The organism is Burkholderia sp. COPS (genome assembly GCF_019425585.1).
GTDB lineage: Bacteria > Pseudomonadota > Gammaproteobacteria > Burkholderiales > Burkholderiaceae > Burkholderia > Burkholderia cepacia.
In genome coordinates this window covers 210,520-224,772 of sequence record NZ_WIXR01000024.1, presented here as the reverse complement: position 1 = coordinate 224,772, position 14,253 = coordinate 210,520, and the positions used below count along the sequence as shown (strand labels likewise).

Genomic DNA, 14,253 nt, shown 5'->3' with positions numbered 1-14,253 from the left:
ACTGAGCTACAGCCGCACGCAGAAGCGAAATTATAGCAGGGTTGTATAAAAAGGGAAGCCTTATTCGCGAATTGTTCTGCGCGGCCTTGCCGGGGCCCCCATCGTGTACCCTTGGAGCATCAGTCATCCACGTTGAACCTGCATCATGAACAAGGCGTTTGTCAAAGAGTCGGACGGCGACGACGACGATCTCGACCAGGCCCAGCCGGCGATTCCGGCGGGCGCGAAGAACTACATCACGCCGGCCGGCCACAAGCGGCTGAGGGACGAACTGCTGAACCTGATCGACGTCGAGCGTCCCGAGGTCGTGCGGCTCGTGTCCTGGGCCGCATCGAACGGCGACCGGTCGGAAAACGGCGATTACATCTACGGCAAGCGGCGGCTTCGCGAGATCGATCGCCGCATCCGCTTCCTGACGAAGCGGCTCGATCTTGCCGAAGTCGTCGATGCGAGCCGGCAGGAGAATGTCGACCAGGTGTTTTTCGGTGCAACGGTCGATTACGAGACGCCGGACGGCGAGGATCATACGATCACGATCGTGGGGATCGACGAGGTCGATCTGGATCGCGGCTGCGTCAGCTGGATTTCCCCGGTCGCGCGTGCGTTGATCAAGGCGAAGATCGGCGATACCGTCATGCTGATGACGCCGGCCGGCCCGCAGCCGATCGACGTGCTCGATGTTCGCTACCCGCCGCGGGACAACGCCTGAGCGATACCCGGCGCAGTCCGGCAAAGAAAAAGCGCCCCGACGGGGCGCTTCGTCATCCGGCGTGCAGCGGATGTGCCGGTCGCTCAGAAGCGATGGCGCATGCCGGCCGTGACCGCGATCTGCTTGTTGGTCGATGACGCGGCGCCCAGCCCGTTGATGTTGGCGCCGAGGTCGAGGCCGTCGTTGTTGACCTTCTGGAACTCGCCCTGCAGGTAGACGTCGGTGCGCTTGGACAGCGCATAGTCGGCTTGCAGGTTGAACTGGTGCCAGGTCGGCTTGTCGCCGGCCAGGCGGCCCTGCGTGTACGTGTAGGAGCCGGCAAGCGACAGCGCCGGCGTCAGCGCGTAGCGGCCGTTGAGTTCGTAGTTGCTGAAGCGCGCGGTTCCGCCGAGGCCCGTGATGCCGCCGGACACGCCGGACTGCCCCGCGCTGATTGCACGGATGCCGGTGAGGCGCGTCTGCGTGAACACGAAGCCGACCGTGGCCGGGCCGAACCCGTAGTTCAGGCCGGCGCCCCAGGTGCGCTGCACGCGCGAGGCGAAGGTCCAGTCGCCGGTCACCGCGCCCGGATCGGTCGCTGCCTGCGCGAGCGCGTTCACGTCGCTGTTCAACTGCAAGTAGGCCGCGGCGAAGTTGAAGCCCAGGTAGCTGTACGACACGCCGCCGCTATAGGCGCGGTTGTTCGCGAAAGACGTCGAGTTCGAGAACCCGTACAACGCACCGAACTTGAGGCCGCCGTAGTTCGCGCTCTGATATTTCACCGAGTTGTTGATCCGGAACGAGTTGTTCAGGTTGTCGTTGTCGAACGGGTGGGCGAACTGCGTGCCGCCGTACTGGGTGCCGGTCAGCGACAGCGGCCCGAGATAGTCGACGACGCTGTCGTACTGCCGGCCCAGCGTCAGCGAACCGTAGCTGTCGTGTGCGAGGCCCACAAACGCTTGCCGGCCGAATTCGCGGCCGTTCTGCTTCAGCGCGCCGTTATTGATGCCGAAACCATTTTCCAGCGTGAAGATCGCTTTCATGCCGCCGCCGAGATCTTCGGTGCCGCGCAGGCCCCAGCGGCTGCCGTTGACCGAACCGCTCGTTTCCTGCCAGGCGCTGTGGCCGTGCTGATTGTTCGTGTAGGTGATGCCGGCGTCGATCAGGCCATAGAGCGTCACGCTGCTCTGGGCATGGGCTGCCGTAACGAATACACCCGACAACGCGGTGACGATCAGGGTTTTTTTCATGGATCTGTCTCCAAACAGGATGATGTCGATCGAACCTGCTGCGGACTGGCATGTTCTGCTTGACGCTGCGGCCGATCCGGCAGAGCGGCGGTGCGGTTTTCAAAAAGCCATCTGCAGTGTAAGGAGTGCGCGCAGCGGGGGAGGGATGCGCTTTAAGCAATAATGTATTTTGGAATCCGCAAAGATCGTCGGGCTAGTGCAAACGGTTGTCCAGCAAGGGTTTGCGGCGATGCAGCGAAAGAAAAAGGCGCTCAGGACTGCGTAACGGATGTTGCGCGACCGCGACAGGTAATCAGCGGCAGGCGACGGCGGTCATAGCGCGATTATTGACACATCGGCAATAGAGGTTTGTGTGGAGCATGGATAATGAAAGGTTGTTCTCTCGCTATACTGCGATCTCTGCTTTCCGAAGCAGACTTTTTCGTTGACGGAAAAGATCTCCAAACCTTTGTCGGCGCGACTTCCCAGTCGCGCTTTTTTTTTGCCCCGCCGCTGCGCACTACTGCGTGTACGAGCGCCGCTTGCGCTTGGCCGCAGGCGCGGCCTCCTCGGCTTCGTTCGGGGGCGGCGTGTATGTCCAGTCTTCCATCACGTAGTGACGGGCATCGAGAGGCGATGCAAGCAGGTTCTGCCAGTGATCGCCGTGCCAGGTCGTATCGAACTCGGTGTCGCACGGCGCTTCGCGCGCGGACTCTGCCAGAGCGCGGGACTTGCGGCGTACGCGCCCGAGTCGGCTCGCGAAGCGCTTGATTCCGTCCAGCCACATGACCTTCTCCTTCCTTCCGGCATTGGATGAGCATCGCAATGTCCCCGCATTTCCGCAACCCGGAAAAAACCCGAGGATTTTACCGAGGCGATTTGTCCCCGGTAGAAATTTCAGGGTCGAGATTATTAGAACTCCCACCCCGGTAATGTTGACAGGTTTTTGACTCGAATCAATTAATAAAGGGCGATGGTGTACCGATTCCAATGGCATTAGCACTTTTTTGATAAAACGATCATCAAAAATTTTCTTGACGCACCCGGATTGTCCAATTTATAAAGTGAGCACTCCTCGGGCGGCGTGCTGGTGCTGGTGCAGTTGCTGGCGCGATGTTTCGGGATTTCGGGAAACGGCTATAAAAATAGCTTTTTTGATCTAATCGAGTGGGGAACGAAGACATGGATACCGGTATCGTGAAATGGTTTAACGATGCTAAAGGTTTCGGCTTTATTACGTCGGACAATGGTGGTGAAGATTTGTTTGCGCACTTTTCCGAAATCAAGATGGACGGCTTCAAGACGCTGAAGGAAAACCAGCGTGTTTCGTTCGACGTGAAAGTCGGGCCGAAAGGCAAGCAGGCAGCGAATATCCAGGCGGTCTGACGCGCCACGCATTGCCGATCACGTCCGGCCCCCGCATGGCGGGGGCTTTTCATTTTCCGGGGACGGAACAATACGGTTCGGGCTGGCCGCGAACAGGGATGCCGGTGCATACTCACGGAAGCATCGTTTCCCAGTCTTTTCATGTCCGATTTCCCCCGTCCGTCCGATCCGGCCAGCGAACAGCCGCTCGTTTTCGTCGACCTTGAAACCACGGGCGGCTCGCCCGCCGAACATCGCATCACCGAAATCGGCGTGGTCGAAATCGGCCCGCTCGGCGTGTCGACGTGGACGACGCTCGTCAATCCAGGGCAGTCGATTCCGCCGTTCATCCAGCAACTGACGGGTATTTCGGACGAGATGGTGCGCGACGCGCCGTCGTTCGCATCGCTGGCGCCGGCCTTGTTCGAGCGGCTCGACGGCAAGCTTTTCGTCGCGCACAACGCAAGCTTCGACCGCGGTTTCCTGCGGGCCGAATTCGAGCGCGCCGGGTTCGCGTTCAATCCCGACGTGCTATGTACGGTGCGGCTGTCGCGTGCGCTGTTCCCGCGTGAAACGCGGCACGGGCTCGACGCGTTGATCGAGCGCCACGGCCTCGTGCCGGCAGCACGCCACCGGGCGCTGGCGGATGCCGATCTCCTGTGGCAGTTCTGGCGCCAGTTGCACGACATCGTGCCGCTCGAGCGGCTGCGCGATCAGATCGCGCGCACGACGCGCCACTTCCGTCTGGGCGGCGACCTGACCGAAGCGTGGCTCGATACCGCGCCGGCCGGGTGCGGCGCGTACGCACTGTTCGGGGAGGGCGACGCGCCACTGTACGTCGGCCGCAGCGTACGCGTGCGGCAGCGGCTGCGCGCGTTGTTGACGGGAGAGCGTCGGTCGTCGAAGGAAATGCGGCTTGCGCAGCAGGTGCGGCGCGTTGAATGGCGCGAGACGGGTAACGAACTGGGGGCGATGCTCGCGGAAGCGCAATGGATCGCCGGGCTGCGTCCGTCGTACAACCGGCGCCCTGCGGCCGACACGGCCCGTGTCGGCAATGCACCCTGGCCGTTCGAAGGCGCCGTGGCGTTCGAAGCGAGCGGCGAGCGCCGCCTGTTTCATGTGATCGATGGCTGGCGCTATCTCGGCGTCGCGGAATCGCTCGACGCGGCCGCGCAGCTCGCGGCCGACGGGGCGGCCGGCGCGTTCGAACCCTTCACCCACCGCCTGCTGCAGACGCATCTCGCGCGCGGCCTGCAACTGATTCCGCTCGCCGCACTCACGCCCGCGGGCCAGGCGGGTTGACCCGGCGCGACCGTCGTATCAGCCGATTGCGCTTGCGCCGCCGGCCGAGCAGACGTGCGACAGCGCGGTGTCGAGCGCCTGCGTCTGCGTGGAGTCGTAGCGCGTGAGCGTCTTCCAGTTCGCGATGCTGCGCGCGAGCCGCGCCTGACAATCAGGCGCATCGCGCAGCGGTGCGACCTGCGTGAGCCCCGTGAGCATTTTCTGCGTCAGCCGGTCGAGCGCGGGGCGCGTGCTGGTCGCGAGATCGGGAGGCGTGCCTTCCGGCGGCCGCGTCGCGCGCCAGGTCGCGAACAGGGCGTTCTGCACGTCCTTGCTCGCGGCGATCTGATCCTCGAAGAACGTCCGCGCGAACGCGGGATCGACGCCGCCCTGTGCCGCGCGCTTCCCGACCGATTCGAGCAGCGCCGCTTCGCGCGGCCGGTCCTCGATTGCCTTGTGATTTGCCCATTTCCATCGAGCCACCGGCTCAGCGAGCGCGAGGCGCTGCGACGCGAGCGCGACGATGTTGGTGAGGGCGGTGTCGTCGCCGTCCGCAACGGCGATGCGCGGGGACGAAAAGAGGGCGACGCCGAGCGCGGCGACAGCGACGCTGGCACGAATGGCTTGCTTCATCGGAACGATCGGGAGAGCCGGGCGGGCCGGACGTGGAAAACCAGAAGGATAGACGAAGACAGTCGCGCGGCGTAGCGACGCGACAGAGGAATCAGCAGGCGAGCTGATCCGGCACCGTCAGGCTGTTGCGGCCCGGGTGCGAGGCGAGTTGCGCGCGATGCGCAATGATGAACCGCACGATAGCGATGATCGACACGTGGCGGTTACAGAACCGAACAGGCGTTCACTTCGGCGAGTACAGCTTGTGCTGCTCGTCGAAGAATGCCCGTACGTGGTCGGGCAATTCGGCGAGGAATTCCACGCCGACGGGTTCCGGATCCGGGCTCATCACTTGCTCGGGCGGTGGCATGCGAGTTGGTCTTTCGTCCATGGTCATTTCTCCAGCAGGTTCGATGATTATCATCCTCGCGCTTGGATTTATGCCAGTGGCGAATCGTTAGATTTTGTCTCTGTTGTATTAACGGCACATGCGCTCGGACGCGCGCTGCGATGCCGACTATCGAGTCGTGCGGAATCGGCAACAATCGGGCCGCTTGTTATACTTGCGCGCACTTTTTCCTGGACCGCGATGAAACGAACGACGCGATGGATCGGCCTCGTATGGCTGGCGCTGGTACTGAACGTACTGTCGCCCGTCGTCGGCTATGCGCGTCTCGCCTCGAGCGGCTCCGGCGAGCTCACCCTCGAGTTGTGCAGTGCAGCGGGCGCCCGCCAGATCGTGCTCGCGCAGGCCGGCGGCGACCACGATGCGCCGTCGTTCGACCATGCCGGCGTGCCGCACTGCGTGTACTGCCCCGGCTTCGCGGCGAACGTGGCGCTCGGTACGAGCCTGCCCGCGCTGCCGGGTTTCGTGCGGACGTTCGCCTACCGCGCGGCAGCACCCGTCATTCCCGATAGCCCCCGCAAGGGTATCCGTCTCGCGCAGCCTCGCGCGCCGCCTGAAAACGCTCCGATCTGATTGATGTCGTCCGCGCGCCCCGGTGGCGCGCGTGCCGCTCGCGGCCGGGCCGCGTGCCGCGCCGTCCGTGCGCGGTGCGCGTGCTCGTGTCCGGCGGCGTCCGATCACGTTTTCAGGAATCCCTTCATGTCCTCCTCCTTCGCCGCGCGGCCGTCGCGCGGGCGGCTCGCGCTCGCATGCGCGGCCGCGTTCGCATGGCCTGTCGCCCATGCGGCTTCAACTGACGATACGCGTGTCGACACTGCCCGCCGTGGTGTCGAGCGTCCCGCCGAGACCGTCGCGCCGGCATCCGCCGCCGCAACCGTTTCGCCGGTGCCGGCCGGCAGTACGCTGACCGCGGTCAGCGTGACCGCGCAGCGGCAACCGGTCGATCCGGATACGCCGGCCGTCGTCACATCGATCACGCGCGAGCAGATCGAATCGCATACCAACGTCACCACCGAGGACGCGCTCAAGTACGCGCCGAACCTGATGGTCCGCAAGCGCTATATCGGCGACCGCAACAGCGTGTTCGCCGGTCGCGACTTCAACGAACTGCAGAGCGCGCGCGGGCTCGTCTACGCCGACGGCGTGCTGCTGTCGAACCTGCTCGGGTCGAGCTACGCGTACCCGCCGCGCTGGTCGCTGATTCCGCCTGACGATATCGCGCGCGTCGACGTGCTCTATGGCCCGTTTTCCGCGCTGTACCCGGGCAACTCGATCGGCTCGACCGTGCTGCTCACGACGCGCCGGCCAGAAAAGCTCGAGGCGTCGCTGTCGACGCAGTTCTTTACGCAGCGCTACCACGACGGCTACGGATTCGCGGACAGCTTCGGCGGCAATCACCAGACCGCGCGGATCGCAAACCGCGTCGGGCGGTTCTGGTTCGCGCTGTCGCTCGACCGGCTCGAGAACAACGGTCAGCCGATGCAATATGCGAGCCCCAATTCGGCGTACAACCCGAAGCTCGGCGCCGCCGTGCCCGTGAGCGGCGCCGCGACCGACATCGGGCCCAACGGCAAGCCGCGGACGATCGTCGGCGCGCAGACGATCGAGCGGACCGAACAGCTCAACGAGACGATCCGGATGGGCTACGCGTTCACCGACCACGTCGACGCGACGCTCACGCTCGGGCATTGGGAGAACCATTACCGGCAGCATGGCGAAACCTTCCTGCGCGATGCGGCCGGCAATCCGGTCTACGGCGGCAACGTGTCGATCGGTGGCCGGAACATGACCGTTGCGCCGAATGCGTTCGCGCCGCAGCGCGGCGACCAGGAGAACTGGCTGTACGCGCTCGGGCTGAACGGCCGGCTCGATTCAGGCTGGCGCCTGTCGGGCGTCGTGTCCGCGTACGACGTGTCGCGCGACGTGCAGCGCTCGGCGTCGACCGTGCAGGGCGGGGCAGGCACGCTGTTCCAGGGAGACGGCACTGGCTGGCGCACGTTCGACCTGAAGGCCGAGGCGCCGGAAGTGAAGGGCCACACGTTCACGTTCGGCTATCACTACGACAACTACTTCCTGCGCAACGTCACGTACAACACGGCCGACTGGCTGGCCGGGCCGACCACGTCGCTCGCGAGCACCTATCGGGGCGACACGCGCACGCAGGCGCTGTTCGGGCAGGATGCGTGGCGCTTCGCACCGGGCTGGCTCGCGACGCTGGGGCTGCGCTACGAACGCTGGGATGCGTATGGCGGTGCGCTCGGTAACGCGAGTGGCACGCTCGGTTACGCGGATCGCAGCGCGAATGCGCTGTCGCCGAAAGTCGCGTTGCAATGGGATGCGACCGACGTCTGGCGCTTCCGGCTGTCGTTCGCAACGGGCACGCGTTACCCGACGGTCGGCGAACTGTTCCAGGGCACGATCTCGAACAACGCAATCGTCAACAACAACCCGAACCTGCGGCCGGAAAAGGCGATCGACTGGGACTTCACGGCCGAACGCGACGTGGGTGTCGGCGTCGTGCGTGCCAGCGTGTTCCAGAGCGATCTGCGCGATTCGATCTACAGCCAGACGACGGTGTCGGGTGCGACGACGGTGACCAACATCTCGAACGTCGATCGCGTGCGCGTGCGCGGTGTCGAACTCGCGTTCAGCGGCGAGAACGTCGGGCTGCGCGGCCTCGGTTTCGACGCGAACGTGTCGGCGAGCAACGCGCAGATCCTCGCCGATGCCGCGAATCCTGCGTACGTCGGCTCGCGCTTTCCGCGTATTCCGCGCATGCGTGCAAACCTGCTCGCGTCGTATCGCTTCGACGAACACTGGCTCGCGAGCGTCGGTGTGCGCTATTCGGGCCGCCAGTTCAACACGCTCGACAACAGCGACGTGAACCCGGACGTCTACGGCGGCACGAGCTCGTTCACGATCGTCGACCTGAAGGCGCGCTACCGCTTCGACCGTCACTGGACCGCGTCGGTCGGCATCGACAACCTGACGGACCGCCGCTACTACGTGTTCCATCCATATCCGGGCCGTACTTTCTATGGAGAACTGAAATGGTCGCTGTGAAGTCGCTCGCGGCAGGCGGCGCGTTGTGGTGCGCGTTGCTGTCGACTGCCGGTGCGCACGACACCCACGACGTGCCGAAGGCCGCCGATTCGCATGCCGCGCCCGCGCAGCACAAGCAGCCGCTCGCGACGGGGGCGGCATTCGACACGTATCACCGGCCGTGGGGCGCGTGGGTCGAAGGCGCGCATGTCGTCGTCGCGCATTCCGACGACGCAGGTCGCACGCTGTCCGCACCCGTCACCGTCGACGCGATGCCGGAGCCGATCTACACGAGCGCCGAGAATCGCCCGAAGATCGCTACGAGTCCGGACGTGCAGCTCGCGATGGTCGCAATGGATGCGTACGACGACAACGGCGCGGCGATCTCCCGCGCACTCGCGCAGATGAATCTGCCACCGCAGGTCGCGTAGTACGCGAACGCCGAGCCGATGCCCGAGCGGCTTCGCGCGGCGCTCGATGCGGGATGGAGAGGGGACGTGCCGCGCACCGTTTGGATCGTGCGCGATGGCGCACGCGAAGCGCGCAGCGGATTGCTGACGGCCGACGTGCTCGACGGCGGGTTGCAGCGCGTTACGCGCTGAACGGGCCAGTGGCGCGCGGCGAACGGGCCGCGCGCCGGCCTGATGCGAAAACGCGCCCGAAGGCGCGTGGAGAGAAGCGTCAGGCCGCTCGCTTGAATAGCCGGATCACGAACAGCAGGATCACCGCACCGACGACCGCGACGATCACCGATCCGATGAAACCGCTGCCGATGCTGATGCCGAGCAGCCCGGCGAGCCAGCCGCCGATCACTGCGCCGACGATCCCGACGATGATGTCGACGATCAGCCCGAAGCCGCCGCCCTTGACGAGCAAGCCGGCAAGCCAGCCGGCGATCGCGCCGATGATGAGCCACATAATCAAGCCATGAGTCATGGTGATCCTCTCCTTGTGTTGTGTCGAATGACCGGACGTCGGCTGTGTCGCCGCAAGCTGAATGAAGGCGGCATTGCGACCCGCCGCGCCGCCCACGCAATGTAACGCGATAGACGGGTCGGAATCGTTAAGTAATGTTATGCACCCTTAACGGGATTTTCCAGGGAATTCGTCTGCATACGGCGAGGCTGGCGCACGGGCGATGCGCGGCGAAATGAATCTGTAAGAAATGGCCGCCGGTGAAACCGGTCGGCCGTGAGCGTCACCGTCCGGGCGTCGGAGCCTGCATGTTCGCGGCGGGCAAGCCGTCGCTTGCGTCGGCAATCAGCCGTGCGACGGTCGCGGTGTCGCCGATCGCCTCGATCGACAGCAGTGCGAAGCGGGCGAGAAAGAGCGACGCATCGGCTTCGCCGATCCGCGTCATCGTGCGGCACAGGTCGGTGTAGAGGGTGTCGCGTTCGGTATCCGTCATCATGTGGTCTCCTGAGGATCGGTCGATGCGCAAGGATGGAGTGCGCGTTCGAGTGCGGCGGCCACGTCGCCGGCGCGCGCATCGTGCCAGCGGCCGAGTACGTGACCGTCCGGACGCACGAGATAGACGGTGCCGTCGCGCGCGCCGTACATGTCGAACAGCCGGCCGTCGACGTCATGGCCGCCGCAGGCCGGTTGCCGTGGTGCCGCATGCCGCGCGAGCGTGACGAGCGCGAACGGCATCCGCGCAGCCTGCAGGCGGCGTTCGAGATCGGCCAGCGTCGCATCGGGCACGCCGTCCGCGGTGAAGCAGAACGCGGTGAAGCGCGGAGCGACGAGGTCGGTCAGATGGCCGCGGCGCACGTCGCTGCCGTGTGCCGTGTACAGCATCAGCGGGCATTCGGCGAGCACCGTGCCGGGCGCGGGGCCGGCCGAAAACGTGTCGCGTTCGGCCGCGTTGAGCGGCGACGTCGCATACGCGATGGCCGTCGTCTGGCGCGGATTGATCAGCGAACGCAGTGCGGGATGGCGGACCGCGAGCGACAGCACGGCCTTGCGCATCAGTTCGAACGCGAATGACGGCGGCGCCATGAACTCGGTGCTCTTGGTGCCGTAGCGGAGGTTCTCGTGCGTCGCGAACACGCGTTCGTCCGAGTAGCTGTCGAGCAACGTGTCCGATGCGAGCCCGCGCGTCACGTACGCGAGTTTCCATGCCAGGTTGTCGGCATCGTCGATGCCCGAGTTCGCGCCGCGCACGCCGAAGATCGGCACGAGGTGCGCGGCGTCGCCGCAGAACAGCACGCGCCCGTGCCGATAGCGTTCGAGTGTCAGTGCGTTCGCCTTGTAGATCGTGATCCAGATCGGCGACCAGTCGCCGCGCTCGCCCATCATGTCGAGCAGGTTCTGCACGCGCGGGATCACGTTCTCCGGTTTTACGGCGGCTTCGGCATCCTCATCGTCGCGCAACTGGTAGTCGATCCGCCACACGTTGTCGGGCTGCTTGTGAACGAGCACCGTCGAGCCCGGATTCGACGACGGGTCGAAGTACGCCAGTCGTTCGGTCGGCCGGTCGCTGTCGAGCGCGATGTCGACGATCACGTAGCGGCCCTCGTAGCTCGTGCCCCGGAGCGACAGGCCGAGCGCGTCGCGCATCGTGCTGCGCCCGCCGTCGCACGCGACGACCCGGTCGGCGTCGAGTGCGTAGCCGCCGGGCGGCGTGTCGACGTCGAGGCGCACGCCGTCCGGTTGCGGGGTCACGCCGGTGACTCTCGTCTGCCAGCGGATCTCGATGAGTTCGCGGCGGCGCAGCGCGGCGTCGAGCAGGAACTGCTCGATGTGATACTGCGCGAGATTCACCATCGGTGGCAGCTTCTGGTTTTCGTCCTGCGGCATCGTGAAATGCAGCACTTCGTCGCGACGGTAGAAGCTGCGCCCGCCGGTCCACGGCAGCCCCTTGCGCAGGAAGTCGTCGAGCGCGCCGAGCCGCTCGATGATCTCGAGGCTGCGTCGCGAGATGCAGATGGCGCGGCTGCCGTGGCAGACTGCGTCGTCGGCCTCGATCAGCACGCTGCGGATGCCGTGGTTCGCGAGGCCGAGCGCGACGGCCAGGCCGACGGGGCCGCCGCCGACGATCGCAACGCGATGCCGGTGCGTATCGATACCGTCGTCGCAGGCCGGCAGATGCGCGGGATGGCGCTCGGCGACGAACGGGTAGGGCTTGAAGTCGATATCCATCGTTGGCTTCCAGGGGAGTCCGGTTTGACGTGCGTGCATCGACGCAAAGATGCGCGCAACAGGTCGGGACAGTATGGAAGCCGGTCGTGCGTCGGTTGTCCCCAATTCGGGTACAGCGAGGGGCTCAACGCAGGCCGCGACGTTTCACGGCTGCATGCACAGCGCAAACAGCTCGCGCTGGCTCGAGATGCCGAGGCGCCGGTATGCGCGCTTCTGGTAGGTGACGACGCTCGATGCCTTCACGCCGATCGTCTCGCCGATCTCGTGCGCGGTCTGGCCGTCGAGTACGCCACGCAGCACGTCGAGCTCGCGCTTGGACAAATCGGGGCATGCATGGCGCAGTCGCGCGAGCATCCGTTGCGGGATACCGATCTGCGCCGCACCGGCGAGCGCGTAGTGATGCCTTGCGGCCTGCGCGATCAGTGGCGCAAGCGCTTCGATTGCGGCGATCTCGCGCGGCTGGAATGTGCCGCTGCGATGCGCACGGTACAGGTTGATCGACAGCCACGTTGCATCGCCGGGCTGCATCAGCAGCGCCAGCCGGTCGGATACGTCGGGGCCGCGGTAGCACGCGGCACGATACGCTTCGTGATCGATCTCGTCGCCGGCCTGCTGGTGCAGCAGCAGATCGTGGCGGCGTGTACCGAGATGGGCTGTCGACACGATCTGCTGGTTGCCGTCGAGTGCGTAGAAATGTCGTGCGTAGGTGTCGGCGAGGTCGCGCAGGTAGCGGCCTCCGCGATGATCGGCGACCGACATCGTGCGCGGGCGATTGCCGAACTCGTACGCGAAGATCGTGCACTGCGTGATGGACAGCGCGTCGTCGAACAGCGTCAGGATTTCGGCCGCGAATGCGTTCGGCTCGTTGCCGCCGATCGCGGCGACGAGGCGCGTCGTGCGGGACACGTCCAGCTGCGCGGCGAGATTCGCTCGCTCGATACGCCAGGTGCGCATGAAGAAGGGGGCGAGGGTGGAGTGTCCGGCGATTGTAGTCGTCGGCGCGTGATACGGGAGTCCGGGGATGCCCGCAAGCGGACTGGGTGAGGCGAGACGGCGGGCGCACGATTTCGGCGCCGGAAAAGAGAAAAGGTCTGACAAGCGATGCTTGTCAGACCTTTATGTCTTGGTGCCGGAGATAGGAGTCGAACCTACGACCTTCGCATTACGAATGCGCTGCTCTACCAACTGAGCTACACCGGCAGCAGAGAAATGAAATTATATGGTGATTTCCGGGATCTTGGCAATAGGTTTTGCGAATTTTTTTTCAGCTTGCTGCTGCTGCTTTGCGAAACCATCGATCCGGCGGACTTCCCGCTTTCACTTCACTGTGATGCGACCGGTCAGGGCCACATCAAGAGGCGCGATTGTACTTGCGCATCGCACCTCCGTCTAGTGCTGCAGTGCAATTATTTTGCTTCGTCGTGATAGCCGGTCACGCGCTCGACTTCGTTCTTCGAGCCAAGGAACACGGGCACGCGCTGGTGCAGGCCGGTCGGCTGGACTTCCATGATGCGCTGCGTGCCCGTCGTCGCGGCGCCGCCCGCTTGTTCGACGATGAACGACATCGGGTTCGCTTCGTACATCAGGCGCAGCTTGCCCGGACGATCGGGCGTGCGCTTGTCGGCCGGGTACATGAAGATGCCGCCGCGGTTCAGGATCCGGTGCACGTCGGCGACCATCGAGGCGATCCAGCGCATGTTGAAGTTGTCGCCGCGCGGGCCGTCCTTGCCGGCGTTCAGTTCGTCGACGTAGCGCTTGACCGGGTCGTACCAGTGGCGCGCGTTCGATGCGTTGATCGCGTATTCGCGCGTGTCGGCCGGGATCTGCATGTTGCTCTGCGTGAGCACCCACGAGCCGACTTCGCGGTCGAGCGTGAAGCAGTTCACGCCGTTGCCGGTCGTCAGCACGAACACCGTCTGCGGGCCGTACACGGCGTAGCCGGCCGCGACCTGCTGCGTGCCCGGCTGCAGGAACGATTCCTCGGTTGCCTGCTTGCCGTCCGGGCAGCGCAGCACCGAGAAGATCGTGCCGATCGACACGTTCACGTCGATGTTCGACGAACCGTCGAGCGGGTCGAACACGAGCAGGTATTCGCCGCGCGGGTAGTTCGCCGGGATCGGGAAGAAGGTTTCCATTTCTTCCGATGCCATCGCGGCGAGGTTGCCGCCCCATTCGTTCGCGTCGAGCAGGATCTCGTTCGACAGGATGTCGAGCTTCTTCTGCACTTCGCCCTGGACGTTCTCGCTGCCGGCGGTGCCGAGCGCCTCGCCGAGCGCGCCCTTCGACACGTTGTAGCTGATCGCCTTGCACGCGCGTGCGACGACTTCGATCAGCAGGCGCAGGTCGGCGGGGAGGTTGTTGGTCTCACGTTGCTGTTCGATCAGGAACTTCGACAGCGTGGTGCGGCGGGCAATGGACATGACAGACTCCAGAAGGCCAAAGAATCCTTGAATGGCCGCAATTTTACCCGTCGCGCCTCCCGTGCCGCC

The 14,253-nt window shown here is 64.9% G+C and carries 14 protein-coding genes, 1 tRNA gene and 2 pseudogenes; 7 read left to right on the top strand and 10 right to left on the bottom strand.

Annotated features, from left to right (window positions below):
* The first annotated feature begins 145 nt into the window (after positions 1-145).
* The gene (greB, locus tag FOZ70_RS22575; RefSeq protein WP_021163929.1) at positions 146-709 is read left to right on the top strand and encodes a transcription elongation factor GreB; all 564 of its coding nucleotides are present in this window, start codon (positions 146-148) and stop codon (positions 707-709) included.
* Between the two features lie 83 nt (positions 710-792).
* Here the strand turns inward: greB and FOZ70_RS22570 are convergent, their stop codons facing one another.
* Positions 793-1,938, bottom strand: a complete 1,146-nt coding sequence (locus FOZ70_RS22570) for a porin (protein ID WP_021163930.1) — start codon at positions 1,936-1,938, stop codon at positions 793-795.
* Between the two features lie 499 nt (positions 1,939-2,437).
* A complete protein-coding gene (locus FOZ70_RS22565; RefSeq protein WP_048024307.1) occupies positions 2,438-2,704 on the bottom strand; it encodes a hypothetical protein in 267 nt (88 codons plus the stop codon).
* A 395-nt stretch (positions 2,705-3,099) separates the two neighbouring features.
* Here FOZ70_RS22565 and FOZ70_RS22560 point away from each other — a divergent pair, with 395 nt between their 5' ends.
* Positions 3,100-3,303, top strand: a complete 204-nt coding sequence (locus FOZ70_RS22560; RefSeq protein WP_011351289.1) for a cold-shock protein — start codon at positions 3,100-3,102, stop codon at positions 3,301-3,303.
* Between the two features lie 141 nt (positions 3,304-3,444).
* Entirely contained in the window at positions 3,445-4,584 is a 1,140-nt protein-coding gene (locus tag FOZ70_RS22555; protein ID WP_048024309.1) for an exonuclease domain-containing protein, read from the top strand.
* An 18-nt stretch (positions 4,585-4,602) separates the two neighbouring features.
* On the opposite strand, the gene FOZ70_RS22550 is transcribed toward FOZ70_RS22555, so the two are convergent.
* Complete coding sequence (locus FOZ70_RS22550; RefSeq protein WP_219706761.1) at positions 4,603-5,196, bottom strand: chorismate mutase; 594 nt, start codon at positions 5,194-5,196, stop codon at positions 4,603-4,605.
* Between the two features lie 223 nt (positions 5,197-5,419).
* A complete protein-coding gene (locus tag FOZ70_RS22545; protein ID WP_006756195.1) occupies positions 5,420-5,566 on the bottom strand; it encodes a hypothetical protein in 147 nt (48 codons plus the stop codon).
* Between the two features lie 198 nt (positions 5,567-5,764).
* On the opposite strand from FOZ70_RS22545, the gene FOZ70_RS22540 reads away from it, so the two are divergent.
* The 4 genes and pseudogenes from FOZ70_RS22540 to FOZ70_RS22525 all read left to right on the top strand — a co-directional run.
* On the top strand, positions 5,765-6,154 hold the full coding sequence (locus FOZ70_RS22540; RefSeq protein ID WP_060219497.1) for a DUF2946 domain-containing protein: 390 nt from the start codon (positions 5,765-5,767) through the stop codon (positions 6,152-6,154).
* Positions 6,155-6,280: 126 nt separating this feature from the next.
* Positions 6,281-8,644, top strand: coding sequence for a TonB-dependent receptor (locus tag FOZ70_RS22535; RefSeq protein WP_219706759.1), 2,364 nt, complete (start codon positions 6,281-6,283; stop codon positions 8,642-8,644).
* A pseudogene (locus FOZ70_RS22530) lies at positions 8,632-8,955 on the top strand (exo-alpha-sialidase); the annotation flags it as partial. The gene FOZ70_RS22535 and the pseudogene FOZ70_RS22530, both read left to right, overlap by 13 nt.
* Positions 8,950-9,225: pseudogene (locus FOZ70_RS22525) on the top strand (TlpA family protein disulfide reductase); the annotation flags it as partial. The pseudogenes FOZ70_RS22530 and FOZ70_RS22525, both read left to right, overlap by 6 nt.
* 79 nt (positions 9,226-9,304) lie before the next feature.
* Here FOZ70_RS22525 and FOZ70_RS22520 read toward each other — a convergent pair.
* From FOZ70_RS22520 to FOZ70_RS22495, 6 genes are all read right to left on the bottom strand, one after another.
* Positions 9,305-9,559 (bottom strand): GlsB/YeaQ/YmgE family stress response membrane protein, encoded by a 255-nt coding sequence (locus FOZ70_RS22520; protein WP_027788093.1) that lies wholly within the window; start codon positions 9,557-9,559, stop codon positions 9,305-9,307.
* A 262-nt stretch (positions 9,560-9,821) separates the two neighbouring features.
* Positions 9,822-10,034, bottom strand: coding sequence for a hypothetical protein (locus tag FOZ70_RS22515; RefSeq protein WP_021163939.1), 213 nt, complete (start codon positions 10,032-10,034; stop codon positions 9,822-9,824).
* Positions 10,031-11,764, bottom strand: coding sequence for an FAD-dependent oxidoreductase (locus tag FOZ70_RS22510; protein WP_219706757.1), 1,734 nt, complete (start codon positions 11,762-11,764; stop codon positions 10,031-10,033). Before FOZ70_RS22510 ends, FOZ70_RS22515 begins: the two co-directional genes overlap by 4 nt.
* A gap of 144 nt (positions 11,765-11,908) precedes the next feature.
* Positions 11,909-12,718, bottom strand: a complete 810-nt coding sequence (locus tag FOZ70_RS22505) for a helix-turn-helix transcriptional regulator (RefSeq protein WP_219706756.1) — start codon at positions 12,716-12,718, stop codon at positions 11,909-11,911.
* Between the two features lie 170 nt (positions 12,719-12,888).
* A tRNA-Thr gene (locus FOZ70_RS22500) sits at positions 12,889-12,964 on the bottom strand.
* Between the two features lie 206 nt (positions 12,965-13,170).
* Complete coding sequence (locus FOZ70_RS22495; RefSeq protein WP_006485729.1) at positions 13,171-14,184, bottom strand: class 1 fructose-bisphosphatase; 1,014 nt, start codon at positions 14,182-14,184, stop codon at positions 13,171-13,173.
* Positions 14,185-14,253: the final 69 nt, after the last annotated feature.